Source organism: Streptomyces sp. NPDC015242 (assembly GCF_043079125.1).
Lineage (GTDB): Bacteria > Actinomycetota > Actinomycetes > Streptomycetales > Streptomycetaceae > Streptomyces.
In genome coordinates, this window is the sequence record NZ_JBIBUF010000006.1 from 123,057 (window position 1) to 147,718 (window position 24,662).

General features: G+C 72.9%; 19 protein-coding genes and 1 pseudogene. 9 read left to right on the forward strand and 11 right to left on the reverse strand.

What is annotated here, in order from left to right:
* Positions 1 to 197: 197 nt before the first annotated feature.
* Positions 198 to 953 carry an enoyl-CoA hydratase/isomerase family protein gene (locus ACF07N_RS21135; protein ID WP_392115078.1) on the forward strand — a complete coding sequence of 252 codons (756 nt, stop codon included), beginning with the start codon at positions 198 to 200 and terminating at the stop codon, positions 951 to 953.
* On the opposite strand, the gene ACF07N_RS21140 is transcribed toward ACF07N_RS21135, so the two are convergent.
* Together ACF07N_RS21140 and ACF07N_RS21145 are read right to left on the reverse strand one after the other, a co-directional pair.
* Positions 940 to 1,575: a DJ-1/PfpI family protein gene (locus ACF07N_RS21140; protein ID WP_383321032.1), complete on the reverse strand. Its 636-nt coding sequence runs from the start codon at positions 1,573 to 1,575 to the stop codon at positions 940 to 942. The two genes, ACF07N_RS21135 and ACF07N_RS21140, sit on opposite strands and share 14 nt — an antisense overlap.
* A gap of 37 nt (positions 1,576 to 1,612) precedes the next feature.
* Positions 1,613 to 2,572, reverse strand: coding sequence for a GlxA family transcriptional regulator (locus tag ACF07N_RS21145; RefSeq protein WP_383321035.1), 960 nt, complete (start codon positions 2,570 to 2,572; stop codon positions 1,613 to 1,615).
* A gap of 114 nt (positions 2,573 to 2,686) precedes the next feature.
* Between ACF07N_RS21145 and ACF07N_RS21150 the strand changes: the two genes are divergently transcribed.
* The 4 genes from ACF07N_RS21150 to ACF07N_RS21165 all read left to right on the forward strand — a co-directional run bounded on the left by ACF07N_RS21150 (position 2,687) and on the right by ACF07N_RS21165 (position 7,062).
* Positions 2,687 to 3,556 carry a hypothetical protein gene (locus tag ACF07N_RS21150; RefSeq protein WP_392115082.1) on the forward strand — a complete coding sequence of 290 codons (870 nt, stop codon included), beginning with the start codon at positions 2,687 to 2,689 and terminating at the stop codon, positions 3,554 to 3,556.
* Between the two features lie 172 nt (positions 3,557 to 3,728).
* Positions 3,729 to 3,860, forward strand: a complete 132-nt coding sequence (locus ACF07N_RS21155) for an LPFR motif small protein (protein ID WP_252100478.1) — start codon at positions 3,729 to 3,731, stop codon at positions 3,858 to 3,860.
* A gap of 99 nt (positions 3,861 to 3,959) precedes the next feature.
* Positions 3,960 to 6,386 (forward strand): Tex family protein, encoded by a 2,427-nt coding sequence (locus tag ACF07N_RS21160; RefSeq protein WP_383321041.1) that lies wholly within the window; start codon positions 3,960 to 3,962, stop codon positions 6,384 to 6,386.
* A gap of 118 nt (positions 6,387 to 6,504) precedes the next feature.
* Entirely contained in the window at positions 6,505 to 7,062 is a 558-nt protein-coding gene (locus ACF07N_RS21165; protein WP_392115086.1) for a putative glycolipid-binding domain-containing protein, read from the forward strand.
* Here the strand turns inward: ACF07N_RS21165 and ACF07N_RS21170 are convergent.
* Both ACF07N_RS21170 and ACF07N_RS21175 read right to left on the reverse strand, forming a co-directional pair.
* A complete protein-coding gene (locus ACF07N_RS21170) occupies positions 7,059 to 8,699 on the reverse strand; it encodes an ABC-F family ATP-binding cassette domain-containing protein (RefSeq protein ID WP_392115089.1) in 1,641 nt (546 codons plus the stop codon). The two genes, ACF07N_RS21165 and ACF07N_RS21170, sit on opposite strands and share 4 nt — an antisense overlap.
* 13 nt (positions 8,700 to 8,712) lie before the next feature.
* Positions 8,713 to 9,744: an oxidoreductase gene (locus ACF07N_RS21175; protein ID WP_392115092.1), complete on the reverse strand. Its 1,032-nt coding sequence runs from the start codon at positions 9,742 to 9,744 to the stop codon at positions 8,713 to 8,715.
* A gap of 66 nt (positions 9,745 to 9,810) precedes the next feature.
* Between ACF07N_RS21175 and ACF07N_RS21180 the strand changes: the two genes are divergently transcribed.
* Entirely contained in the window at positions 9,811 to 10,761 is a 951-nt protein-coding gene (locus ACF07N_RS21180; protein ID WP_392115095.1) for an NAD(P)/FAD-dependent oxidoreductase, read from the forward strand.
* 75 nt (positions 10,762 to 10,836) lie between these two features.
* Here the strand turns inward: ACF07N_RS21180 and ACF07N_RS21185 are convergent, their stop codons facing one another.
* The 3 genes from ACF07N_RS21185 to ACF07N_RS21195 all read right to left on the reverse strand — a co-directional run bounded on the left by ACF07N_RS21185 (position 10,837) and on the right by ACF07N_RS21195 (position 15,872).
* Positions 10,837 to 12,561, reverse strand: coding sequence for a BCCT family transporter (locus ACF07N_RS21185; RefSeq protein WP_392115097.1), 1,725 nt, complete (start codon positions 12,559 to 12,561; stop codon positions 10,837 to 10,839).
* An 81-nt stretch (positions 12,562 to 12,642) separates the two neighbouring features.
* Positions 12,643 to 13,920: a M14 family metallocarboxypeptidase gene (locus ACF07N_RS21190; protein ID WP_392115100.1), complete on the reverse strand. Its 1,278-nt coding sequence runs from the start codon at positions 13,918 to 13,920 to the stop codon at positions 12,643 to 12,645.
* Positions 13,917 to 15,872, reverse strand: a complete 1,956-nt coding sequence (locus tag ACF07N_RS21195; protein ID WP_392115103.1) for a Xaa-Pro dipeptidyl-peptidase — start codon at positions 15,870 to 15,872, stop codon at positions 13,917 to 13,919. Before ACF07N_RS21195 ends, ACF07N_RS21190 begins: the two co-directional genes overlap by 4 nt.
* A 200-nt stretch (positions 15,873 to 16,072) precedes the next feature.
* On the opposite strand from ACF07N_RS21195, the gene ACF07N_RS21200 reads away from it, so the two are divergent.
* A complete protein-coding gene (locus ACF07N_RS21200; protein ID WP_392115106.1) occupies positions 16,073 to 17,599 on the forward strand; it encodes a M1 family metallopeptidase in 1,527 nt (508 codons plus the stop codon).
* Between the two features lie 98 nt (positions 17,600 to 17,697).
* On the forward strand, positions 17,698 to 18,585 hold the full coding sequence (locus tag ACF07N_RS21205) for an arginase family protein (protein ID WP_392115108.1): 888 nt from the start codon (positions 17,698 to 17,700) through the stop codon (positions 18,583 to 18,585).
* 31 nt (positions 18,586 to 18,616) lie between these two features.
* Here ACF07N_RS21205 and ACF07N_RS21210 read toward each other — a convergent pair.
* Both ACF07N_RS21210 and ACF07N_RS21215 read right to left on the reverse strand, forming a co-directional pair.
* A pseudogene (locus ACF07N_RS21210) lies at positions 18,617 to 18,778 on the reverse strand (Appr-1-p processing protein); the annotation flags it as partial.
* A 56-nt stretch (positions 18,779 to 18,834) separates the two neighbouring features.
* On the reverse strand, positions 18,835 to 20,301 hold the full coding sequence (locus ACF07N_RS21215) for an amino acid permease (RefSeq protein ID WP_392115111.1): 1,467 nt from the start codon (positions 20,299 to 20,301) through the stop codon (positions 18,835 to 18,837).
* 218 nt (positions 20,302 to 20,519) lie between these two features.
* On the opposite strand from ACF07N_RS21215, the gene ACF07N_RS21220 reads away from it, so the two are divergent.
* On the forward strand, positions 20,520 to 21,236 hold the full coding sequence (locus ACF07N_RS21220) for a MerR family transcriptional regulator (protein WP_383339009.1): 717 nt from the start codon (positions 20,520 to 20,522) through the stop codon (positions 21,234 to 21,236).
* Here the strand turns inward: ACF07N_RS21220 and ACF07N_RS21225 are convergent.
* Both ACF07N_RS21225 and ACF07N_RS21230 read right to left on the reverse strand, forming a co-directional pair.
* Positions 21,233 to 23,407 (reverse strand): 3-hydroxyacyl-CoA dehydrogenase NAD-binding domain-containing protein, encoded by a 2,175-nt coding sequence (locus tag ACF07N_RS21225; protein ID WP_392115115.1) that lies wholly within the window; start codon positions 23,405 to 23,407, stop codon positions 21,233 to 21,235. The genes ACF07N_RS21220 and ACF07N_RS21225 overlap by 4 nt on opposite strands.
* A gap of 34 nt (positions 23,408 to 23,441) precedes the next feature.
* Positions 23,442 to 24,656 carry an acetyl-CoA C-acetyltransferase gene (locus ACF07N_RS21230; protein WP_392115117.1) on the reverse strand — a complete coding sequence of 405 codons (1,215 nt, stop codon included), beginning with the start codon at positions 24,654 to 24,656 and terminating at the stop codon, positions 23,442 to 23,444.
* Positions 24,657 to 24,662 lie beyond the last annotated feature (6 nt).

Genomic DNA, 24,662 nt, shown 5'->3' on the forward strand with positions numbered 1-24,662 from the left:
CTCGATTGTCGCCACACGTCGAGTGTTGGTAACGATGCGCTCCCGCCCCCGGGGCTGAACAGAAGTCAGCAGGTATCGAGCACTTCTGACCGTTGGCGTATGACACGGTCAGTTGTGGGACTGGTCCTGTCCTTGTTGTGCCGTCTCGGCGAACTATTCGGGTTGTACGGGTTTGCGCTGCGGATAGCATCCGGCGCATGATCCCGCAGCTGCAGCACCGTGTGGCCGAGTCGGTCGCGACGGTCGTCATCCGCCGCCCGGAGAAGCGCAACGCCATGACGGCCGAGATGTGGCGCGCCCTGCCGCCGCTGCTCGCCCGGCTGGCGGACGACCCCGCCGTGCGGGTCCTGGTGCTCACCGGAGAGGGCGGGACGTTCTGCGCCGGGGCCGACATCTCCACGCTGCGGGGCTCGCCGCAGGAGGCGCAGGGGCTGGCCGTGGACGCCGAGGAGGCGCTCGCGGCGTTCCCCAAGCCGACGCTCGCGGCGATCCGCGGGCACTGCGTGGGCGGCGGCGCCCAGCTGGCGGCGGCCTGCGATCTGCGGTTCGCCGAGGAGGGCGCGCTGTTCGGGGTGACGCCCGCGAAGCTCGGCATCGTGTACCCCTCGTCCTCGACCCGGCGGCTGGTGTCCCTGGTGGGGCCGGCCACGGCCAAGTACCTGCTGTTCTCCGGGGAGCTGATCGACGCGGAGCGGGCGCTGCGCACCGGCCTCGTCGACGAGGTCCTGCCCGAGGGCGGACTCGGCGAGCGGGTCGCCGGGTTCGCCCGGGTCCTGGTGTCCCGTTCGCAGCTGACGCAGGCGGCGGCCAAGGAGTTCGCGGACGGTCGCACCGACCGGGACGCACACTGGGCGGGGCAGGCCCGCGGGAGCGGCGACACCGCCGAGGGGGTCGCCGCGTTCCTGGAGCGCCGGCAGCCGCGGTTCGGCTGGAGGGTGCCTACGTCAGGATGAGCCCGGCGTGGCTGCGCACCAGGTCGACGAGGTGCGCGGGGGCCTTCTCCGGCGAACCGGCGTCGTAGGGCGGCTGCGGGTCGTACTCGGTGGCGAGCTGGACGATGCGGGCGTGGTCGTCGCCCGCGATCCGGCCGAGCAGGGTCAGTCCCATGTCGATGCCGGCGGAGACGCCCGCGGCGGTGACGTACTTGCCGTCGGTGACCACCCGCTCCCCCGTCGGTTCGGCGCCGAGGCGTGCCAGCTCCTCCAGGGCCAGCCAGTGGGAGGTCGCGCGGCGGCCCCGCAGGAGCCCGGCGGCGGCGAGCAGCAGGGAGCCGGTGCACACGGACGTCGTCCAGGTGCTGGTGGCGTCGGCGGAGCGCAGCCAGGACAGCACAGGGCCGTCCGCCGCCAGCGGGAGCGGGCCGGGGCCGCCGGGCACGACGACGATGTCGGGGTCCGGCACGTCGGCCAGGGCGCGGTCGGCGGTGAGGGCGAGGCTGCCGGTGTCGCTGCGCACCGGACCGGCCTGCTCGGCGACGAAGACGGTCTGCGCGCCCGGGAGCCGCCCGAGGGTCTCGTACGGGCCGACGGCGTCGAGGGCGGTGAAGCGGTCGTAGAGGACGATGGCGATCTGCATGGGGCCCTTTCGTGTCGGTGTCGGGCTCGCCCCGGGTTCAGGGCGCGGTCGCCGGGCGGAAGCGGCGGCGGTACTCCGCCGGGGGTGTGCCCAGGGCCTTGACGAAGGCGCGGCGCATGGCCTCAGGGGTGCCGTAGCCGCTGGCGCGGGAGATCTCCTCCACGCCGTCGGCCGTGTCCTCCAGCAGGCGCCGGGCGTGTTCGAGGCGGACCCGGTCCACGTAGCGGCCGGGCGTCATGCCGGTCTCGGCGCGGAAGGCACGGGCGAAGTGACGGGGCGAGAGGCGGGCCCGGGCGGCGAGGGACGTGACGGAGAGGTCGGCGTCGGGGCGGTCGGCGATGTGCCGCTGCACCTCGCGCAGGGGCTCCCGCCGGGCGGTCTGGGCCGCGAGCTGGGCGCTGAACTGGGCCTGGTTGCCCGGCCGGCGCAGGAAGACCACGAGGTGCCGGGCGATGGTGAGGGCCACCTCGCGGCCCAGGTCCTCCTCGACCAGCGCCAGGGCGAGGTCGATGCCGGCGGTGACCCCGGCCGAGGTGGCGACGGGCCCGTCGCGCACGTAGACCGGGTCGGGGTCGATCTCGACGGCCGGATGGTCCCGGGCGAGCCGGTCGCAGTACGCCCAGTGGGTCGTGGCGCGCCGGCCGTCCAGCAGCCCGGCCGCCGCCAGCACCGTCGCGCCGGTGCACACGGAGACCAGCCGCCCCGCCCGCGGTCCGTGCTCGCGCACCCAGCCGACCAGCCGCGGGTCCGGCCGCAGCCCGCCCGTCCCGCCGGGGACCAGCAGGACGTCCGGGTCCGGCGCGGCGGCCAGGGGCGTGTCGGGCACCAGGGTCAGGCCGCTGGTGGTCCGCACGGGCGCGCCGTCCAGGGACGCCGTGCGGATCCGGTAGGTCCCGGGGGCGAGCAGCTCCGCGCCCGCGAAGACCTCCACCGGTCCGGAGACGTCGAGACTCTGCACGCCGTCGTAGAGGACGGCGAGAACCGTGCGCTGGGCCATGCCGTCGATGGTGCGCGGGTGCGAGGGGTGGCCGCAATGACGAGTCCCCCACCTTTCCTGCCATGGCCGGCGCAGCCATGGAGGTCATACCAAGCGGTTGGTAACCTGCGCGGCATGACGACTGCCGCTCTGGAGCCGCGCGCCGGCCGGCGCTGCCACAACGTGCTCAACTCCCTGCACGCGACGCACTACTTCTCGCCGGACCTGGGCCGGGAAGCCGGCACCGTCGGGATCACCGACCCCAGGGCCGTGAACTTCGCCGTGCGCGCCGCCGCCTTCGGGCCGGTCGGCGCCGGAGCCGTCGCGGCGGCCTTCTACAACTACAAGTACGAGCTGGTGGCCCGGCACGTGCCCGCGGTGTGGCAGACCGCGGCGCCCGGCCGGGTGCTGGCCGCACGCGCGCGTGCCGTGGACGCGACCCTGCGCCGGCTGCTCGGGCCCGAGGCGCTGGCGTCGGCCGAGATGGCCGAGGCCGCCGGGCTCGCCCTGCGGGCCGCCGAGGCCTGTACGCGCGAGGCCCGGCCGCTGTACGCGGCCCACGCCGACCTGCCCGTCCCCGAGGAGCCGCACCTCGCGTACTGGCACGCGGCGACCCTGCTGCGCGAGCACCGGGGCGACGGGCATCTGGCCGCCCTGATGTCCGCCGGACTGGACGGCCTCGAGGCGCTGGTGACGCACACGGCCACGGGCAAGGGCATGACGCCGAAGTGGGTGTTCACCACCCGGGGCTGGAGCCGGGAGGACTGGGACGCGGCCTCGGACCGGCTGCGCGAGCGCGGCCTGCTGGACGGCAGCGGCGAACTCACCGAGCGGGGCGCCGCCCTGCGCAACGAGATCGAGCAGGAGACGGACCGGCTCGACCGGGCCCCGTACGAGCACCTCGGGCCCGAGGGCGTGGCCCGGCTGACCGAGCTGGGCGGAGGGTTCGCGCGGGCCGCGGTCCTGGCGGGGGCGTTCCCGGCGGACCTGATCGGCAAGGGCTGACGGGACGTTCCGGCAGGTCTCCCCTCTCCCCCGGGGCGTGACCGGCAGGCCCCTCCCCCTCACCCGGGACCCGGCCGGGCACGTGTGTCCGGCCGTCACGCATGGTGAGGCGTCTGCGCGGTACCCGTTCCGTACCGGCCGTCGCGGCCGGGAGCGGAGAAAGGGGATTTTCGTGTTCCGTGCTATCGCAGACGTGCTGCGCCAGATCGGCGGGGCCATCGCCACCGTCGTGACGCTGCCCTTCCGGGCCCTGGCCCGGCTGTTCGGCGGGGCCTCGTCCTCCACCCGCAGCCGCAGGGCCTGACCGGACCGGCGGCCCGCCGCGTGCCGCCCTGATCCCCGGGTGCCGGTGTCACCTGCCACAATTGCCGCGCAACCTCAGTGGAGAAGGCGGTACGGGATCGTGACGACACCCGGGTCCAACGGGTCCATCCAGGCAGGGTCCATCGAAGGCAGGATCGCCGAGGAGCTCGGCGTACGGGAGCGGCAGGTCAGGGCCGCCGTGGAACTGCTCGACGGCGGTTCCACGGTGCCCTTCATCGCCCGTTACCGCAAGGAAGCGACCGAGATGCTCGACGACGCGCAGCTGCGCACGATCGAGGAGCGGCTGCGCTACCTGCGGGAGCTGGAGGAGCGGCGGGCCGCAATCCTGGACTCGGTGCGCGAGCAGGGCAAGCTCACCGAGGAGCTGGAGGCCCGGATCCGGGGCGCGGAGACCAAGGCGCGCCTGGAGGACATCTACCTCCCGTTCAAGCCCAAGCGGCGCACCAAGGCACAGATCGCGCGCGAGGCGGGCCTGGAGCCGCTGGCGGAAGGGCTGCTCGGCGATCCGGCCGTCGAACCCCTCGCCGCGGCCGGCGCGTTCGTCGACGCGGACAAGGGCGTGGCCGATCCGCAGGCCGCCCTCGACGGCGCCCGGGCGATCCTCACCGAGCGGTTCGCCGAGGACGCCGACCTGATCGGCGAACTGCGCGAACGCATGTGGGTGCGCGGACGGCTGGTCGCCAAGGTGCGCGAGGGCAAGGAGGAGGCGGGCGCCAAGTTCGCCGACTACTTCGACTTCGCCGAGCCGTTCACCGAGCTGCCCTCGCACCGCGTGCTGGCGATGCTGCGCGGCGAGAAGGAGGAGGTCCTCGACCTCGTCCTGGAACCCGAGGAGCCGACCGACGGCCCGTCCTCGTACGAGGGGATCGTCGCGCACCGGTTCGGCATCGCCGACCGGGGCCGCCCCGCCGACAAGTGGCTGACCGACACGGTCCGCTGGGCCTGGCGCACCCGCATCCTCGTCCACCTCGGCATCGACCTCAGGCTGCGCCTGCGCACGGCCGCCGAGGACGAGGCCGTGCGGGTCTTCGCGGCGAACCTGCGCGACCTGCTGCTCGCCGCCCCGGCCGGCACGCGCGCGACGCTCGGCCTGGACCCCGGCTTCCGTACCGGTGTGAAGGTCGCCGTGGTCGACGCGACCGGCAAGGTCGTCGCCACGGACGTCATCCACCCGCACGTCCCGGCCAACCGGTGGGACGAGGCCATCGCCAAGCTGGCCCGGCTGGCGAAGGAGCACGCGGTCGAGCTGATCGCCATCGGCAACGGCACGGCCTCGCGCGAGACGGACAAGCTCGCCGGGGAACTCATCGCCAGGCACCCCGAGCTGAACCTGACGAAGGTGATGGTCTCCGAGGCCGGCGCGTCGGTGTACTCGGCGTCCGCGTTCGCCTCCCAGGAGCTCCCGGACATGGACGTGTCGCTGCGCGGCGCCGTGTCGATCGCCCGTCGGCTGCAGGACCCGCTCGCCGAACTGGTCAAGATCGACCCGAAGTCGATCGGCGTCGGCCAGTACCAGCACGACCTGTCCGAGGTGAAGCTGTCGCGCTCGCTGGACGCTGTCGTGGAGGACTGTGTGAACGGCGTGGGCGTGGACGTCAACACGGCCTCGGCGCCGCTGCTCGCCCGGGTCTCCGGCATCACCTCCGGCCTCGCCGAGAACATCGTGGCGCACCGCGACCAGAACGGGCCGTTCAGGTCCCGCGGTGAGCTGAAGAAGGTGGCGCGGCTCGGCCCCAAGGCCTATGAGCAGTGCGCGGGCTTCCTGCGGATCCGCGGCGGCGACGACCCGCTGGACGCCTCCAGCGTGCACCCGGAGGCCTACCCGGTGGTCCGGCGCATGGTGAAGACGGCCGGGCAGGAAGTCGCCGCGCTCATCGGCAACACGGCGGTGCTGCGCTCGCTCAGGCCGCAGGACTTCGTCGACGAGTCGTTCGGTCTGCCGACGGTGACCGACATCCTCAAGGAGCTGGAGAAGCCGGGCCGCGACCCGCGTCCGGCGTTCAGGACGGCCGCGTTCAAGGAAGGCGTCGAGAAGATCTCCGACCTGGCGCCCGGGATGATCCTGGAAGGCGTGGTGACGAACGTCGCCGCCTTCGGGGCGTTCGTCGACGTCGGCGTCCACCAGGACGGTCTGGTGCACGTCTCCGCGATGTCCAGGACGTTCGTCAAGGACCCGCGGGACGTGGTCAAGCCCGGCGACATCGTCAAGGTGAAGGTCCTCGACGTCGACATCCCGCGCAAGCGGATCTCGCTGACGCTGCGCCTGGACGACGAGGCGGCCCCGCAGGACGGGCCGAACGGCGGCTCCGGCGAGCGCGAGCGCGGCCGGCGGGGCGGGCGCCCGCCGCAGCAGCGGCAGGGCGGTGGCGGCGGCCGCGGCGGTCAGGGCGGTGGCCGCGGGGGCCAGGGCGGCGGGTCGCGTCAGGCGGCGGCGCCGGGGAACAGTGCGATGGCCGACGCGCTGCGCAGGGCCGGTCTGGTCGATCCCAAGAACGGCCGTCGCTGAGTTTTCCGCCGGGGCCGCCGCGGGGGCGCGTCCGTTGTGGCTGGTCGCGCCCCCGCGGCGGCAGCCGCACCTCGGCCACGGCCCCGCGCCCTCGCAGGGGCGGATCTAGACTGGCGTCATGGCTGCCGCACGCGTCCTCACCTGGGAAGTGTCCGCGAGCCGGGGCGTCGAGACCGCCTGGGTCCAGGTGCGGGACGGCATGCTGCGGGCGCGTGGGCGGGCCGTCGGCACCGACCCGGAGCCCTACTGGGTCACGTACGACCTGGACACCGCCGACGGGTTCGTCACCCGGCGGCTGCGGGTGACGGTCGACTCCGCCGGCGGCAGCCGCACGCTCGATCTGCTCCACGACGGCGGGGGCGGCTGGACTGCGGACGGCGAGCGGCTCCCGCACGTGGACGGAGCCCTCGACTGCGATCTCGGGCTGTGCCCGCTGACCAACACCATGCCCGTGCTGCGGCACGGGCTGCACCGGGGTCCGGGCGAGCTGGAGTTCCTGATGGCCTGGGTGTCGGTGCCGGACCTGGCGGTGCGGCCGTCGCGGCAGACGTACACGTATCTCGCACCCGGGCGGGTCCGGTACGCCTCCGGTGACTTCCGCAGCGACCTGGAGGTCGACGAGGAGGGGTTCGTCGTCGACTACCCCTCCCTCGCGCGGCGGCTGGCGGCCGTCTAGCGCTCGGTCACCTTGCCGTCCGCCACCTCCAGGCGGCGGGTGACGCGCACGGCGTCCAGCATGCGGCGGTCATGGGTGACCAGCAGGAGAGTGCCCTCGTAGGCGTCGAGGGCCGACTCCAATTGCTCGATGGCCGGCAGGTCCAGGTGGTTGGTCGGCTCGTCGAGGACCAGCAGGTTGACGCCCCGGCCCTGGAGCAGGGCCAGGGCGGCCCGGGTGCGCTCGCCCGGGGAGAGGGTCGCCGCGGGGCGCAGGACGTGGTGCGTCGTGAGGCCGAACTTGGCCAGGAGGGTGCGGACCTCGACCGGTTCGGTGTCCGGGACGGCCGCGCGGAACGCGTCGAGCAGGGTCTCCTCGCCGTGGAACAGCTTGCGGGCCTGGTCGACCTCGCCGAGCAGGACGCCCGAGCCGAGCGCGGCGTGTCCGGCGTCCAGCGGGACGCGGCCGAGCAGGGCGGCGAGCAGCGTGGACTTGCCCGCGCCGTTCGCGCCGGTCACCGCGACCCGGTCCGCCCAGTCGATCTGGAGGGACACCGGGCCGAGGACGAAGCCGCCGCGGCGCACCTCGGCGTCCCGCAGGGTCGCGACGACGGCGCCCGACCGGGGCGCCGACGCGATCTCCATGCGCAGCTCCCACTCCTTGCGGGGCTCCTCGACGACGTCCAGGCGCTCGATCATGCGCTGGGTCTGGCGGGCCTTCGCGGCCTGTTTCTCGCTGGCCTCGCTGCGGAACTTGCGGCCGATCTTGTCGTTGTCGTTGCCCGCCTTGCGGCGCGCGTTCTTCACGCCCTTGTCCATCCAGGAGCGCTGCATCTGCGCGCGGCCCTGGAGGGCCGCCTTCTTGTCGGCGTACTCCTCGTACTCCTCGCGGGCGTGCCGGCGGGCGACGTCCCGCTCCTCCAGGTAGCCCTCGTAGCCACCGCCGTAGAGGTTGATCTCGCCCTGGGCGAGGTCGAGTTCGAGGACCTTGGTGACCGTGCGGGTGAGGAACTCGCGGTCGTGGCTGACCACCACCGTGCCGGCGCGCAGACCGCCGACGAAGCGTTCGAGGCGCTCCAGGCCGTCCAGGTCGAGGTCGTTGGTCGGCTCGTCGAGGAGGAAGACGTCGTAGCGGGACAGCAGGAGGGAGGCGAGTGAGGCGCGGGCGGCCTGGCCGCCGGACAGGGAGGTCATCGGCTGGTCCAGGTCGACGGCGAGACCGAGGGAGCCGGCGACCTCCTCGGCGCGTTCGTCGAGGTCGGCGCCGCCGAGGCCGAGCCAGCGCTCCAGGCTCGTGGCGTAGGCGTCGTCTGCGCCGGGTGCCCCGTCGACCAGGGCCTGCGTCGCCTCGTCCATGCGCCGCTGCGCCTCGGCGACGCCGGTGCGGCGGGCCAGGAAGGCCCGTACGGTCTCGCCGGGGCGGCGGTCGGGCTCCTGCGGCAGGTGGCCGACGGTGGCGGCCGGCGGGGACAGGCGCAGTTCGCCCTGCTCGGGAGCGGTGAGGCCGGCGAGCATCCGGAGCAGGGTGGACTTGCCCGCACCGTTGGCGCCGACCAGGCCGATGACGTCGCCGGGCGCGACGACGAGGTCGAGCCCGGTGAACAGGGCGCGGTCGCCGTGGCCGGCGGCGAGGTTCTTGGCGACGAGGGTGGCAGTCATCAGAGCGCCGATCCTAGTGGGCCGTCCCGTGGGCCACGGCCGTGGCCAGGACGCTGCCGGTGGTGCGGGCGACGAGGTAGGACCGCCCCTTCACGGCCTTCGGGTCCAGGGCGAGGCGGTGGCGGCCCGGTTCCAGGACGCCGTCGAACAGGTCGTGGGTGTGGGTCCGGGAGAGCCGGTCGAGGCGGTACGCGGTGAGGGTGACCCGGCAGGTGGAGGTGACCTCGACGTCCGCTCCGCCGCCGTCGGCGGTCAGGCCGGTGAGACGGCGCTGCCCGGCGGGGCTGCGGTCCAGGGCGTGTTCGACCTGGGCGACGAGGAGCGGGACGATCGGGGCGAGGCCGTCGACGTGCGCGACCGGCACGCGGGCCTGCTCGAACGCGCGGCGCACCGCGGCGCGTTCCCGTTCGCCCGTGCCGGGGGCGACGGCGACGGCGCCGTAGCGGCGCAGTTCGTCGGCGGGCACACCGGCGGCGCCGGGGGCGATGTCGGCTCCGACCCCGATGGTGCGCAGCGCGGCGGCGAGCCGGGGCAGGACGGCGGCGCGGTCGCCGATCAGCAGGACGCGGCGGCGGGGATCGGCGGCGGAACCGCCGAGCAGGGCGGTCAGGGCCGTGCGGTACTCGCCGCCGCGGAAGCGGAACGGCCCGATGCCGTGGTAGCCGTTGCGTTCGAGGTCGGCGTGCTCCTCGGTCTGCCAGGCGAAGTCGCGCCAGATGACGTCCTCGCCGTCGCGGCGGATGACCGCGGTGACGGCGCCGCAGGCCAGGTCCTCGCACTCCGGACAGCCGTAGACGACGTACCGGCCGCCGGGCAGCGGGGCCGGGTTCTCCAGGAGCAGGCTGCGCACCTGGGCGGTGAAGATCGCGGGTGGGACGTCGGAGGCGAGCGGGGAGACCGCGTCGAGGTCGGAGAGCTGGAACAGCAGCGGGCGTCCGTCGACGATGAAGTCCAGGAAGTCCCGGTGGACCTGGTAGCCACCGTTGAGGACTCCGCCGGCCCGCGTCGCGGGTGCCAGGCCGAAGGTCGTGTACTCGGCACACATGGAGTGAGTATCCCCACACCGGGCGTGATGTGAGCACGGCATGACGGATTCCGCTACCGTCCGGCCATGGCAGGCGGAGCGAGCGACGAGATCGTGGTGGTCGGTGGCGGGGTCGTCGGGCTGACGACCGGGGTGGTGCTCGCCGAGGGCGGGCGCCGGGTGCGGCTGTGGACACGGGACGCCCCCGGGGCCACCACCTCCGCCGTCGCCGGTGCGCTGTGGTGGCCGTACCGGATCGAGCCGGCCGGTGCGGCGCGGGCGTGGGCCCTGCGGTCGCTGGAGGTGTACGCGGAACTGGCCGGACGGCCGGGATCCACCGGCGTACGCATGGTCGAAGGGGTACTGGGCGAGACCCGGCTCGACGAGGTGGCCGGGTGGCTTGCCGGGCGGGTGCCGGGGCTGCGGGCGAGCACGGCCGGCGAGTACGCGGGGACGGGGGTGCGGGCGCGGCTGCCGCTGATCGACATGCCGGCCCATCTGGCGTGGCTGCGGGAGCGGTTCGAAGCGGCGGGTGGGGTGGTCGAGGCGCGTGCGGTGTCCTCGTTCGCCGAGGCCGACGCGCCAGTGGTGGTCAACTGCACGGGTCTCGCGGCGCGGGAGCTGGTGCCGGACCCGTCGGTGCGGCCGGTGCGCGGGCAGCTGGTCGTCGTGGAGAACCCCGGGATCGACACATGGCTGGTCTCCGTCGACGCGGCCGGGCGGTACGCGTACCTGTTCCCGCAGCCCGGCGGTCTCGTCCTGGGCGGCACGGCGGAGGAGGACGACTGGTCGCTGGAGCCCGACCCCGCGACGGCCGAGGCGATCGTCGCGCGCTGCGCGGCGCTGCGGCCGGAGGTCGCCGGGGCGAAGGTGCTGGCGCACCGGGTCGGTCTGCGGCCCGCCCGCCCGGCGGTCCGCCTGGAGCGCGACGCCCTGCCGGACGGCCGGCTGCTGGTGCACCACTACGGCCACGGCGGCGCGGGCGTCACGGTGGCGTGGGGGTGTGCGCGGGAGGCGGCGCGCCTGGTCACCGGCTGAACCGGGCGTGCGACGGCAGGGCGCCCCGGGCGGGAGGCCCGGGGCGCCCTGGTTCCTTCGGCCGGCGCCGATCCGTCAGTGCTTGCCGATCGGGTCTCCCTCGACGTCCGGGCCGCGGCCCGGGCCGACGCGGAGTTCGAACTCGCCGTCGTACTTCTTGTGGCCCTCGATGACGGCCAGTTCGACGGCCTCGGAGCCCATCTGCTCCCGCACGATGACCGGGTCGCGGCGCAGGTCGCGCATGAGGGCGACGCACATGAACGTCATGACGACGACGAACGGTGCCGCCGCGAGGATCGTGAGGTTCTGCAGGCCGGTCAGGGCGTCGCCCTGGCCGCTGCCCACCATGAGCATGATCGCGGCGACGGCGCCGGTGACCACGCCCCAGAACACCACGACCAGCCGGCCCGGTTCGAGCGCGCCCTTCTGCGACAGGGTGCCCATGACGATCGAGGCGGCGTCGGCGCCCGAGACGAAGAAGATGCCGACCAGGATCATCACGAGCAGGCTCGTCACGGTGGCGATCGGGAACTGCTGGAGCACGCCGAAGAGCTGGCCCTCCGGGGTCGTCTCCTTGCCCAGCTGCCCCTGCTCCTGCATCTTCATCGCTGAGCCGCCGAAGATCGCGAACCAGATCAGGCTGACCGTGCTGGGCACGAGGATGACGCCGCCGACGAACTGCCGGATGGTGCGGCCCCGGCTGATGCGGGCGATGAACATGCCGACGAAGGGCGTCCAGGAGATCCACCAGGCCCAGTAGAAGACGGTCCAGCTGCCCAGCCAGTCCGCCACGCCCTCGCCGCCGCTGGCCTCGGTGCGTCCGGCCAGCTGGGGCAGGTCGCCGAGGTAGGCGAAGACCGAGGTGGGCAGCAGGTCCAGGACGATGATGGTCGGCCCGGCCACGAACACGAACAGGGCCAGCACCAGCGCCAGCACCATGTTGGTGTTGGACAGCCACTGGATGCCCTTCTCCACGCCCGACACCGCGGACGCGACGAAGGCCAGAGTCAGCACCGCGATGATCGTGACGAGCAGCCCGGTGCTCACCTCGTCCATCCAGTCCAGCTCCTGCACACCGGAGCCGATCTGCAGCGCGCCGAGCCCCAGGGAGGCGGCGGAGCCGAAGACGGTCGCGACGATCGCGAGGATGTCGATGACCCGGCCGGCGGCGCCGTTGGCGTTCTTCGAACCGATGAGCGGGGTGAACACGGCGCTGATGGTCTGCCGGCGGCGCCTGCGGAAGGTGCTGTAGGCGATGGCGAGGCCCACCACGGCGTAGATCGCCCAGGGGTGGAGCGTCCAGTGGAAGAGGGTGGTCGCCATGGCCGTCTCCATGCGTTCGCCGGAGTCGGCCGGGTCGGACCCCGGCGGGGGCGTCCCGTAGTGCGACAGCGGCTCGCTCACGCCGTAGAACATCAGGCCGATGCCCATGCCGGCGCTGAACATCATGGCGACCCAGGAGACCGTGCGGAACTCCGGCTCCTCACCCTCGGCGCCCAGGTGGATCCGGCCGTAGCGGCTGATCGCCAGCCAGAGCGCGAAGACGACGAAGCCGGAGGCGGCCAGCATGAACGCCCAGCCGCCGTTGTGCATCAGGCCGCTGAGCATGCTGGTGGAGACGTCCTCGAGCGAGTCGGTCGCCGCGGCGCCCCAGACCACGAAGGCGAGGGTGAGCACCGCTGTGACGCCGAAGACGATGCGGTCGGTGCGCGGCCGGTCCTGGCCGGGCAGGCCCGCTTCCGACCCCGGCAGCGCGGCTCCTTCGTGGGAGTCCTTGTCGCTTGGTCGTTCTTGCGTCACAGGCGGCACCTTTCATCGAAACAGCGGGGAGAATCGGTTCCTCCGTAACGCTGCTACCACGTGTGGCGGATTTTCACCCCCTCAGCACGCGGTTTCGCGTGAACCTTCTGTGAGGTGGTACTCGGCCCGGTCGTCCAGCAGCAGCGGGACGAGGGCCCGCAGGGTCTGGCGCACGGGGACGAGCACGCCTTCCGCGTCCCGGTGCACGCGCACCCCGTGCAGGGCGAGCTCGTCGCCGACCTCGGCGTACTGGGCGGCGGTGAGCCGGTAGCCGCAGGGCGGGTCCGCGATGACGTCGGCCGGCTCGGGCGGGTCGTTGTCGGCGCCGCCCACGTAGACCGGGCCGGTGGCGGCGTGACCCGCGAGACGGGCCCGGCCCGTGGCCGCCTCGATCCGGCCACGACGCTCCTCGGTGTAGGCGAACAGGCCCTCCAACGCGGCCAGTTGCGAGGTCACCCGGCGCCGGTTGTTCAGCGCCTCGTCCGCCTTCTCGGCGTCGGTGAGCGGGTCGACGCGGCTCTCGATGAGCAGGCCGACGGAGTGTTTCACCCCGGACATGTTGCGCAGGATGCGCTCCTGCCCGTCCCCGGCGACCTGCCGGATCGGCTCGCCCGTGTCCGGGTCGGTCCAGATGCCGTAGGTGCCGGTCGAGTGGCCGGCCCGTTGTGCGGCGGGCCGGACGTACGCCTCGGACAGGGTCCGGGCCTCCTCGTGGACCGCGTCGTGCGTGTTGAGGTTGCGCGGCCAGAGGTCGAACAGGGCCTTGTCGTAGTACGGGGGTGTGGCGCCGTACTCGTGCAGGTCGTAGACGAGGTCGGGGCGCTGGTCGCGCAGGACGCCGGCGAGGGCGCGGCCCTCGGCGGTCCTCAGCGCGAGGTGGTCCCGGTTGATGTCGACGCCGTCGCCGTTGCCGCGGGTGTTCGCGGCCCGGCCGTCGGGGTTGGCGGTGGGCACGACGAGGACCGTGGTGCGGTCCAGGAAGCGCCGGGTGCGGCTGTCCCGGGCGTAGGCGAGGTCGCGGATCGTGGTGAGGCAGGCCTCGCGGCCGGAGGGCTCGTCGCCGTGCTGGCTGCACACGAGCAGCACCTTGTTCGGACCGGGCCGGTTGCCGATCCGGACGAGCTGGAGCGGGCGGCCCTGCCCGGTCGTGCCGAAGCGGGACACGGAGACACGGCTGCTCCCCCGGTCGACGGCCCGCAGGAAGTCCTGCTCCTCGGGCTGGGTGGTCCAGCGGGCGCCGTGCGTCAGCTCGAAGCCGGTGCGCGGCGGCGGGTCCGAGGCCGCCGCCTCGGCCGGGACGGCGATCAGGGAGGCGGTGAGCGCCGCGGCGGTCAGGGTCAGGGCGTGGACGCGGCTCACCGGGCTTCCCCCGGGACGCGGTGGGCGGTGCGCGGCTCCCGGACGCCGTCCAGGAGCGAGGCGCCGGGCGCGGCGGACGCGGCACCCGCGGTGGCGCGGGCGAAGGCGGTGGCTCCGCCGGCGAACGGCACGCGTGCCGAGGTGCGGGCGAGGTCGAGCTTCAGCGTCGGCCGGTCGGCGGGAGGGTCGATGAGGTCCTTGTCGGTGCCCGCGACGATCAGCGCGAGGCGGTGGCCCTTCGGTACGACGTGGTCGGTGGCGGCCAGGTCGAGGGTGATCGTGTACCGCTTGCCCGGGGTGAGCGGTTCGCCCTCGGCCTCGGAGGCGTGGTTGCCGAGGTCGGCCCAGCCGCGGCTGACGATGGTGTAGCCGACGTCGGCGGTCTTCGCCTTCGTCTCCTTGAAGCAGGCGCTGTCGCCGGCGGTGCTCGCGCCCCAGCAGGTGCGGTCGGCGAGGGTGGTGATGCCCTCTCCGGCGTCGGCGTAGTCGCGGATGGTGGCGGGTCCGACGTCCACCAGGACGGCGGAGAGGTGGGCCGTCGGGGTGGAGGGCGTCGCGGTGACGGTGACCTCGGAGGAGCCGGACAGGCGCAGGTCGCGGGTGAGCGGCCCGGTGACGAAGCCGGCCTTCTCCGGTGTCGGCTTGTCGATGCTCGCGGCCCAGTCGGTCTCGCTCAGCGCGGGGTCGTCGGTGACGGTCCCGGTGCCGTGGCGGCGGTGCAGGCCGAGGGTGCCGACGCCGTCCTGGGTGCCCGGGCCGGGGCGCAGGGTGGCGGCGCGGGTGCCGCTCGGCGGCCAGGTCGCGGAGGTGGCCCACCGGTCGGGCGCGCGCTCGATGTCGGCCATGGGCTCGCGGTCGATGCCGTTGTCGTAGCCCATGAGTTCGTGGTCGAACCAGCGGTGCAGGGTGTCGACCCACGCCGCGCGCCGGAAGTCGAAGGGGTCGACGTGGCCGGTCTGCGAGAGCCAGATCTTCCGGTCGACGCCGTTCTTCGCGAGGGCGTCCCACCACTGGCCGACGTGCTTCATGCGGACGTTGAGGTCTTGCAGGCCGTGGACCAGGAAGACGCTGGCCTTGACCTTGCGCGCGGCCTTCACGTAGTCGCGCTCGGCCCACAGCGGGGTCAGGTCGCCGCTGCGCGGGGCGCCGTCGGCGAGCTTGCGCTGCACGGCTCCGCACTTGGCACGGGCGTCGGGGCTGTTGACGTAGTTGGAGAGCCAGTCGGGGCCCGAGTCGTACAGCGGGGCGCCCTGCTGGAAGTAGTAGTCGTACCAGGAGGAGATGGCGCTGATCGGGACGATGGTCTCCAGGCCCTCGACGCCGGTGGCGGCGACGCCGTTGGCGATGGTGCCGTCCCAGCTCTTGCCGATCATGCCGGTGCGGCCGTTGGTCCAGCCGGCCGTGGCCCGGGTCGTGCCGGTGCGGGTGGTGTAGGCCTTGGCGCGGCCGTTGAGCCAGTCGACGACGGCCTTGGCCGACTGGACGTCGGAGCGGCCGCCGACGTCGACACAGCCGTCGGAGCGATTGGTTCCGGCCAGGTCGACACCGACGACGGCGTAGCCGCGCGGGACGAAGTAGTTGTCGTAGAACAGCGGCATCTGCGTGACGTCGCCGTGTCCGTCGTAGGTCTTCTTCTGGCTCTCGTTGCCGCGCCCGCAGCAGGAGTAGTACGGGCTGGCGTCCATGATGACGGGGACCTTGCGGCCCCGGGCGGCGGGTTCGCGGGGGCGGACGATGTCGACGGCGACCCGGTCGCTCCTTCCGTCGCCGTCGCCGTCGAGTCCGGTGTCCACCCAGACGGCCTCGCGGATGGCGTTCTCGTAGGAGTGGACGGGCTCGCTCCCGCGGGGGGCGGCCTGGGCTGCAGCCGGGGTGAGCAAGGTGGCCATCAGGGCGGCCGTGGCCGCCGTCGCGAGCGGTCTCCAGGTCGTGAAGCGCGTGCGTTTCGGCATGCGCCGGACGGTACATCGGTGAACTCCTGTTCAGAAGAGGGCAGCTGACGGACCGGCGTGTTGGCGGACGGCCCGCGGGACGGGCGTCCCATGTCGGCCGAATGGCGATCGTGTGACAAGGGAGGCCATGGACATGACCAGTGGCACAGGGAGTCAATAGGCTCCGGACAGACTTCGGCACCTACGACTTGGAGCCTTGCGTGCACCGCAGAATCATCGCGCCGGGAGCCCTGGCAGCGGCCGTCCTCCTGCTGGCGATCCCGGCATCGGCCGCTCCCCACTCCCCCGGCGCGCCGGGCATCGGCGACCCCTACTACCCGGCCTACGGCAACGGCGGATACGACGTCTCCCACTACGACCTCCGGCTGAAGTACCAGCCGGCCACGGACGAACTGGAGGGCACGGCCACCCTCCTGGCCCGCACCACGCAGGACCTGTCGCGCTTCAACCTCGACTTCCTGCTGGACGTCGACGAGGTGCGCGTCAACGGGGCCAAGGCGTCGTTCACCACCTCCGGCGAGCACGAGCTGGAGATCACGCCGAAGACCCCGCTGGCCAAGGGCGCGGCCGTGACGGTGGTCGTGCGCTACCACGGCGTGCCGTCGTCGAAGCGGGCCTACGGCTTCACCAGCTGGCACCGCACCCCGGACGGCGGTGTCGCGGCCAACGAGCCGGAGGCGGCCGCCTGGTGGTTCCCGAGCAACGACCACCCGCTGGACAAGGCCACCTACGACGTGTCCGTGCTGGTCCCGGACGGCACCCAGGCCATCTCCAACGGCACGCTGCAGTCGACCAGTTCACGGCTGGGCTGGACGCGTTGGAACTGGCGTTCCAACAAGCCGCAGGCCACGTACCTCGCGACGCTCGCCGTCGGGAAGTTCGACCTCACCACCGGCACGACCGAGAGCGGCATCCCGGTCGTCAACGCCTACAGCAAGGATCTGGGCGACCACGCGGGCGCCGCCCGCGCGAGCATCGAGCGCAGCGGCGAGATCGCGGACTGGCTGAGCGGATACTTCGGCCCCTACCCGTACAACGCGCTCGGCGGGTACGTCCCGAACACGAACACCGGCTACGCGCTGGAGACCCAGACCCGGCCGTTCTACAGCCCACGGAACTTCGCGAACGGATCGAACGTGTCCGTCGTCGTCCACGAGCTGGCCCACCAGTGGTACGGGGACGTGGTGTCCCTCAAGGGCTGGAAGGACATCTGGATCAACGAGGGCTTCGCCCGGTACGCGCAGTGGCTGTGGTCGGAGCACGAGGGCGAGGGCACGACGCAGGAACTCGCCGACTACGTCTACGCCTCCCACCCCGCGGACGACCCGTTCTGGACGGTGCGGCCCGGCGACCCCGGCCCGGACGAGCAGTTCGACATCGCGGTCTACGACCGGGGCGCGCTCGCCGTGCAGGCGCTGCGCAACGCGATCGGTGACGAGGCGTTCTTCACGATCCTCAAGGGCTGGCCGCAGAAGTACGCCCACGGCAACGCGTCCGTCGCCGACTTCCAGCGCTACGCCGAGGAGGTGTCCGGCAAGCCGCTGGCCGCCCTGTTCGACACGTGGCTGTTCCAGCCGTCCAAGCCGGGCGTGCCGGCCGCCCGGGCCGCGGCGGTCGCCAAGGCGGCCAAGACGGTGCCGCAGCCGAAGTCGTGGAAGCGGATCGCGGCGACCAACGGGGTGCACGAGCACGGCGGAGGCACGGAGGGCACCGGGCACCGGCACTGACGCGCCGCCTCCCGCCCCGCGGTCTACGGTGGGCCCATACGCGACGGGCGTATGGGCCCGGCGGCGTGACGCGGAGACTGCCGACGGAGGTGCCTGGCGTGCGGAACGTGGCGATCATCGAGGCACCGTCCGTGCTCGGCCTGCGCCCGACGGGGGTCGAGGACCTGCCGTCGGCGCTGCTCGGCGCCGGTCTCGCCGAGGCGCTCGGCGCGCGGACCGCGGGCCGGGTCGAGCCGCCGCCGTACGCCCCGGAGCGGGACACGGCGACCGGGGTGCTGAACCCGGACGGCATCGCGGCGTACTCGGCTGCGCTGGCCGACGCCGTGGGCGGCGTCCTCGACGGCGGCCGGTTCCCGCTCGTGCTCGGCGGCGACTGCAGTGTGCTGCTCGGCAACCTGCTCGCGCTGCGCCGCCGGGACCGGCACGGGCTGCTGTTCCTCGACGGGCACACGGACTTCTACCAGCCGGAGGCCGAGCCGGCCGGCGAGGTGGCCTCGATGGAACTCGCCCTGGCCACCGGGCGCGGCCCGCGCGTCCTGGCCGACCTGGAGGGCCGGGGCCCGCTGGTGCGGGACGAGGACGTCGTCGCCCTGGGGTTCCGGGACGCGGAGGAGTCCGCGGCGTCCGGGATGCAGCCGCTGCCGGACGCGCTGCACGCGATGGAGCTGGACACCGTGCGCGCCCTGGGGGCGGCCGAGGCGGCCCGGCGGGCGGTCGGGCTGCTGAACGGCGCCGGGGCGGGCGCCGGGTACTGGGTGCACCTCGACGTCGACGTGCTGGACGACGCGCTGATGCCCGCCGTCGACTACCGCCAGCCGGACGGCCTGAGCTGGCAGGAACTGGAGACGATCCTGCGCACGGCCCTCGCCTCCGGGGCGGCGGTGGGCCTCGACGTGGCGATCTTCAACCCCCGGCTGGACCCCGACGGCACCCTCACCCGGCGCCTCGCGGACTGCCTGGCCGGGGCTTTCGGCGGCGAGGACTGAGCCCGCCCCGCACGTCCCCGCGTTCTCCCTGTCCGTGGTCGTACACGGTCACCGGTGTGCCGTGGCGCACCAGCCGCTCCTCGACCAGCGGCTCGATCCGGGACCATCTGCCACCGAGCGCCTCGTACCGCACGGGCACGCCCTTGCTGCCGGTCCTGGTCCCGTGCTGGCCGATCATGTTGGCCACCCACACTCGATCTCCGACATGACGCCACCGTGGACGGGGCCACCGACAGTGGCCCCGCGCCGCTACTTCGTCAGCCGGGACAGCTCCTGGTCGGCCGTCCGGGACACCCGGCGGCGGACGCCGTACCAGCCCGCCACCAGCATCAGCGCGATCAGCGGGATGAGCAGGAGGGTCTTGCGGCCGACCTCCGGGTCGTTCCACATCATGCCCAGGCAGGCCAGCAGGAAGGCGATCGTGGCGATCTCCGTGACCGGGCTGCCGAAGAGACGGAAGGTGGGGCGGGCGACCAGGCCCGCCTTGGCGCGGCGGACGAAGACCAGGTGGCAGATCATGATGATCACCCAGGTGCTGATGATGCCGAGGGAGGCGACGTTCAGCACGATCTCGAAGGCCTGGGCCGGGACGAGGAAGTTCAGGCCGACGCCGAGCACGCAGACTCCGCAGGTCAGCAGGATGCCGCCGTAGGGGACCTGGCTGCGGTTCATGCGGGCGGTGAACTTCGGCGCGGAGCCCGCCATCGCCATGGAGCGCAGGATGCGGCCGGTGGAGTACAGGCCCGAGTTGAGCGAGGACATGGCGGCCGTGAGGACCACCAGGTTCATCACGTCGCCCGCGGCCGGGACGCCGATCTTCGACAGGACCGTGACGAAGGGGCTCTGGTCGGCCGAGTAGACCGAGCCGGGCAGCAGCAGGGCCAGCAGGACGACCGAGCCGACGTAGAACAGGCCGACGCGCCACATGATCGAGTTGACCGCGCGCGGGACGACCTTCTCCGGCTCGGCGGTCTCGCCCGCGGCGACACCGACCAGTTCCAGCGCGGCGTACGCGAAGATCACGCCCTGCATCACGAGGACGACCGGCATCATGCCGTGCGGGAAGACGCCGCCGTTGTCCGTGATGACGCTCAGGCCCGGGGTCCGGCCGCCGACCTCGTGCTGGGTGGCGAGCAGGAAGATGCCGATGAGCATGAAGCCGACCAGCGTCGCGACCTTGATGATCGCGAACCAGAACTCCATCTCGCCGAAGATCTTCACCGAGATCAGGTTCACGGCCAGCACCACCGCGAGGGCGATCAGCGCGAGCACCCACTGCGGGATGTCGGTGAACAGGCTCCAGTAGTGCGTGTAGAGCGCGATCGCGGTGATGTCGGCGATGCCGGTGGTCGACCAGTTCAGGAAGTACATCCAGCCGGCGACGTAGGCGCCCTTCTCGCCGAGGAACTCGCGCGCGTACGACACGAACGAGCCGGAGGAGGGCCGGTACAGGACCAGCTCGCCGAGGGCCCGCACGACGAAGAAGGCGAAGATGCCGCAGACCAGGTAGGCGATCGCCAGCGCCGGGCCCGCGTTGTGCAGACGGCCGCCCGCACCCAGGAAGAGTCCGGTGCCGATCGCCCCGCCGATGGCGATCATGTTGACGTGGCGGGCCTTGAGGTCCTTGCTGTAGCCGGCGTCGCCCGCGTCCGCGGGCGCCTGGGCCGCATCGGTACGCGGCGTGGCCGCAGCCGTGTTCACGGCGTCCTTGCTCACGGTGGATCCACTCTCTGGTGCGCCCGAGCGGGTCACGCTCGGCTTGCGGACGTGCACAAGGCCTGCGCCCTCTGTCAGGGCACAGACCAAGGGGCCACCTTCCCCCACGCCGCGCGGCTCACGCGATGGCACACGTCACACGGCGCTGCTTCTCACACTGCCTTCACGATCGATGCCGCGGGTTTCACAGCACTGGTGGGACAGCGATACTGCTGCACATGACGACCGACGCCGAGGAGCCGACCCTCACCATCGACGAGCTGGCGGCCCGGGCCGGTGTCACGGTGCGCACGGTCCGCTTCTACGGCACGAAGGGGCTGCTGCCGCCGCCGGTGCTCGGTCCCCGGCGCGTGGGCCACTACGGACGGGAGCACGTGGCCCGGCTGGCGCTGATCGACGAGCTGCAGCGGCAGGGCATGACGCTGGCCGGCATCGAGCGGTACCTGCGGCAGTTGCCGCCGGACGTGAGCGCGCACGACCTGGCCGTCCACCGGGCGGTGGTGGCGTCCTGGGCACCGGACACCGTGGAGACGGTCACCCGGGAGGAGCTGGCGCGGCGGGCCGGGCGGCCCCTGGGCGAGGAGGACGTCGAGCGGCTCGTCGCGATGGGCGTGGTCCGGCCCGCGCCGGGCGGCTACGAGGCCGATCTCGGCCTGCTCCGGCTGGGCGCCGGGCTGCTGGACGTGCCGCTCTCCCCCGAGGCGATCTTCGCGGCGCGCAAGGTCCTCCTGGAGCACGCGCGCGCCGCTGCCCGGGAACTCTCCCAGCTCTTCCGCGGCGAGGTCGCCGAGCGCGACGCGCGGGACGTGCGGTCCCTGTCGGCGCACATGCACCCCTTGGTGGTGCAGGCGCTGCTCACCGCGTTCCAGCGCTCGCTCAAGGAAGAGCTGGGCGAGTGGCTGACCCGCCCGGCCGGCGGGCCGGCCGCGGACTAGTCGCCGAAGCGTTCCCCCTTCTCCGCCTTCTCGACGAGCAGGGCGGGCGGGGTGAACCGGTCGCCGTAGCGCTCGGCGAGTTCCCGGGCGCGGGCCACGAACCCGGGCAGGCTTCCCTCGTAGCCGTTGATGTACTGCAGCACGCCGCCGGTCCAGCCGGGGAAGCCGATGCCGAAGATGGAGCCGATGTTGGCGTCGGCGACGGAGGTCAGCACGCCCTCCTCCAGCAGCCGGACGGTGTCCAGCGCCTCGGAGAACAGCATGCGTTCCTGCATGTCCTCGAACGGGATCCGGTGACCGGGCCGGGTGAAGTGCTCGCGCAGTCCCGGCCAGAGGCGCTCGCGCCTGCCGTCCTCGTCGTAGTCGTAGAAGCCGGCGCCGCCGCTGCGGCCGGTGCGGCCGAACTCGTCGACCATGCGGTCGATGACGGCCTCGGCGGGATGGGGCGTCCAGGTGCCGCCGGCCTCCTCGACCGCGCGCTTCGTCTCGGCCCGGATCTTGCGGGGCAGGGTCAGCGTCAGCTCGTCCATGAGGGACAGGACCTTGGCCGGGTAGCCGGCCTGGGCGGCGGCCTGTTCCACCGACGCGGGCTCGATGCCCTCGCCGACCATGGCCACGCCTTCGTTGATGAAGTGGCCGATGACGCGGGAGGTGAAGAAGCCGCGCGAGTCGTTGACGACGATCGGCGTCTTGCTGATCTGCCGCACCAGGTCGAAGGCGCGGGCCAGCGCCTCCTCACCGGTGCGCTCGCCCTTGATGATCTCGACGAGCGGCATCCTGTCGACCGGCGAGAAGAAGTGCAGCCCGATGAAGTCGGCCTGCCGCTCGACGCCTTCGGCGAGGGCGGTGATGGGCAGGGTGGAGGTGTTGGAGCACAGCAGCGCGTCGGGGGCGACGACGTGCTGGATCTCCTGGAACACCTTGTGCTTGAGGGAGGTGTCCTCGAAGACGGCCTCGATGACCGCGTCGCAGCCGGCCAGGTCCTGGACCTCGGCGGTGGGCGTGATGCGGGCGAGCAGCGCGTCGGCCTTCTCCTGGGTCGTCCGGCCCTTGGCGACGGCCTTGGCGCACAGCTTCTCGGAGTAGGCCTTGCCCTTGAGGGCCGCCTCCAGGGACACGTCCTTCAGCACGACGTCGATGCCGGCGCGGGCACAGGAGTAGGCGATGCCGGCGCCCATCATGCCGGCGCCGAGGACGGCGACCCTGCCGGCCTTGCGGGGCTCGACGCCCTTGGGGCGGTTGGCGCCGGAGTTGACGGCCTGGAGGTCGAAGAAGAACGCCTGGATCATGTTCTTCGAGGTCTGTCCCGCGGCCAGTTCGACGAAGTAGCGGGCCTCGATGACCTGTGCGGTCTCGAAGTCGACCTGGGCGCCCTCGACGGCCGCGGCGAGGATGTTGCGCGGGGCGGGGTAGGGGGCTCCGTTGGTCTGCTTGCGCAGGGTGGCCGGGAAGGCGGGCAGGTTCGCGGCGAACTTGGGGTGGGCCGGGGTGCCGCCCGGGATGCGGTAGCCCGGCTTGTCCCAGGGCTGCTGCGACTCGGGGTGGGCGTCGATGAAGGCCCTGGCCCTGGCGAGCATGTCCTCCTGGCTGTCGGCGACCTCGTCGACGAGGCCGTTGTCCAGGGCGCGGCGCGGGCTGTACTGGGTGCCCTGGAGGAGGACCTTCAGCAGGGCGTCGGCGATGCCCAGCAGACGGACGGTGCGGACGACGCCGCCGCCCCCGGGCAGCAGGCCGAGCGTCACCTCGGGGCAGCCGATCTTCGAGCCGGGCGCGTCCAGGGCGATCCGGTGGTGGCAGGCCAGGGCGATCTCGTAACCGCCGCCCAGGGCCGCGCCGTTGAGCGCGGCCACGACGGGCTTGCCGAGGGTCTCGATGCGGCGCAGGTTCCGCTTGATGGCCATGCCGCCGTCGAACAGCTCCTGGGCGGTCTCCGGCGTGACGCGGATGAGGTCGCGCAGGTCGCCGCCGGCGAAGAAGGTCTTCTTGGCCGAGGTGATGATGACGCCGCGGATGGAGTCCTTCTCGGCCTCCAGCCGGTCGGTGACCGCGGCGAGGGAGTCGCGGAACGCCTGGTTCATGGTGTTCGCGGACTGGTTCGGGTCGTCGAGGACCAGGGTGACGAGGCCGGTACGGTCCTGCTCCCAGCGGATGGTGGTGGGCTCAGTGCTCATGTGGAGGTGCTCCGTGTGATCCGTCGGGAGGGGGTCAGATGCGCTCGACGATGGTGGCGACGCCCATGCCGCCGCCGACGCACAGCGTGGCGAGGCCGTAGCGCTTGTCCTGGCGCTCCAGTTCGTCGACGAGGGTGCCGAGGATCATCGCGCCGGTGGCGCCGAGGGGGTGGCCGAGCGCGATCGCGCCGCCGTTGACGTTGACCTTGTCCAGGGACAGGCCCATGTCCTTCACGAAGCGCAGCACGACCGCCGCGAACGCCTCGTTGATCTCGACGAGGTCGATGTCGTCGATGGTCAGCCCGGCCTTGGCGAGGGCCTTGCGGGTGGCGGGGGCGGGGCCGGTGAGCATGATGGTGGGCTCGGAGCCGGAGACGGCGGCGGAGACGATCCGCGCGCGGGGCGTGAGGCCGTAGCGCTCGCCGACCTCCTGGGAGCCGATCGCGACGAGCGAGGCGCCGTCGACGATGCCGGAGGAGTTGCCCGCGTGGTGGACGTGGTCGATCTTCTCCACCCAGTGGTACTGCTGGAGCGCGACGGCGTCGAAGCCGCCGAGTTCGCCGATGTCCGCGAAGGACGGCTTCAGCCTGGCGAGGGAGTCGGCGGTGGTGCCGGGGCGCGGGAACTCGTCGCGGTCGAGGACGACGAGCCCGTTGCGGTCCTTCACGGGGACGACGGAACGGTCGAAGCGGCCGTCCTTCATGGCGGTGGCGGCCCGCTCCTGGGAGAGCGCGGCGTACTCGTCGACGTCCCGGCGGGAGAAGCCCTCGATGGTGGCGATGAGGTCGGCGCCGATGCCCTGCGGCACGAAGTTGACCTGGAGGTTGGTCATCGGGTCGTTGAACCAGGCGCCGCCGTCGGAGGCCATCGGCACGCGGGACATCGACTCGACGCCCCCGGCGAGGATCAGGTCCTCCCAGCCGGAGCGGACCTTGGCGGCGGCCAGGTTGACGGCCTCCAGGCCCGAGGCACAGAAGCGGTTCTCCTGCACGCCCGCGACGGTGTCGGGCAGGCCCGCGGCGATGGCCGCGATCCGCGCGATGTCGGAGCCCTGGTCGCCGACCGGGCCGACGACGCCGAGCACGATGTCGTCGACGGCGGCCGGATCGAGGTCCGGGAACCGGGCGCGGATCTCGTGGATGAGTCCGACGACCAGGTCGATGGGCTTGGTGCCGTGCAAGGAGCCGTTGGCCTTGCCGCGCCCGCGCGGGGTGCGGATCGCGTCGTACACGTACGCTTCGGTGCTCACGGGGAG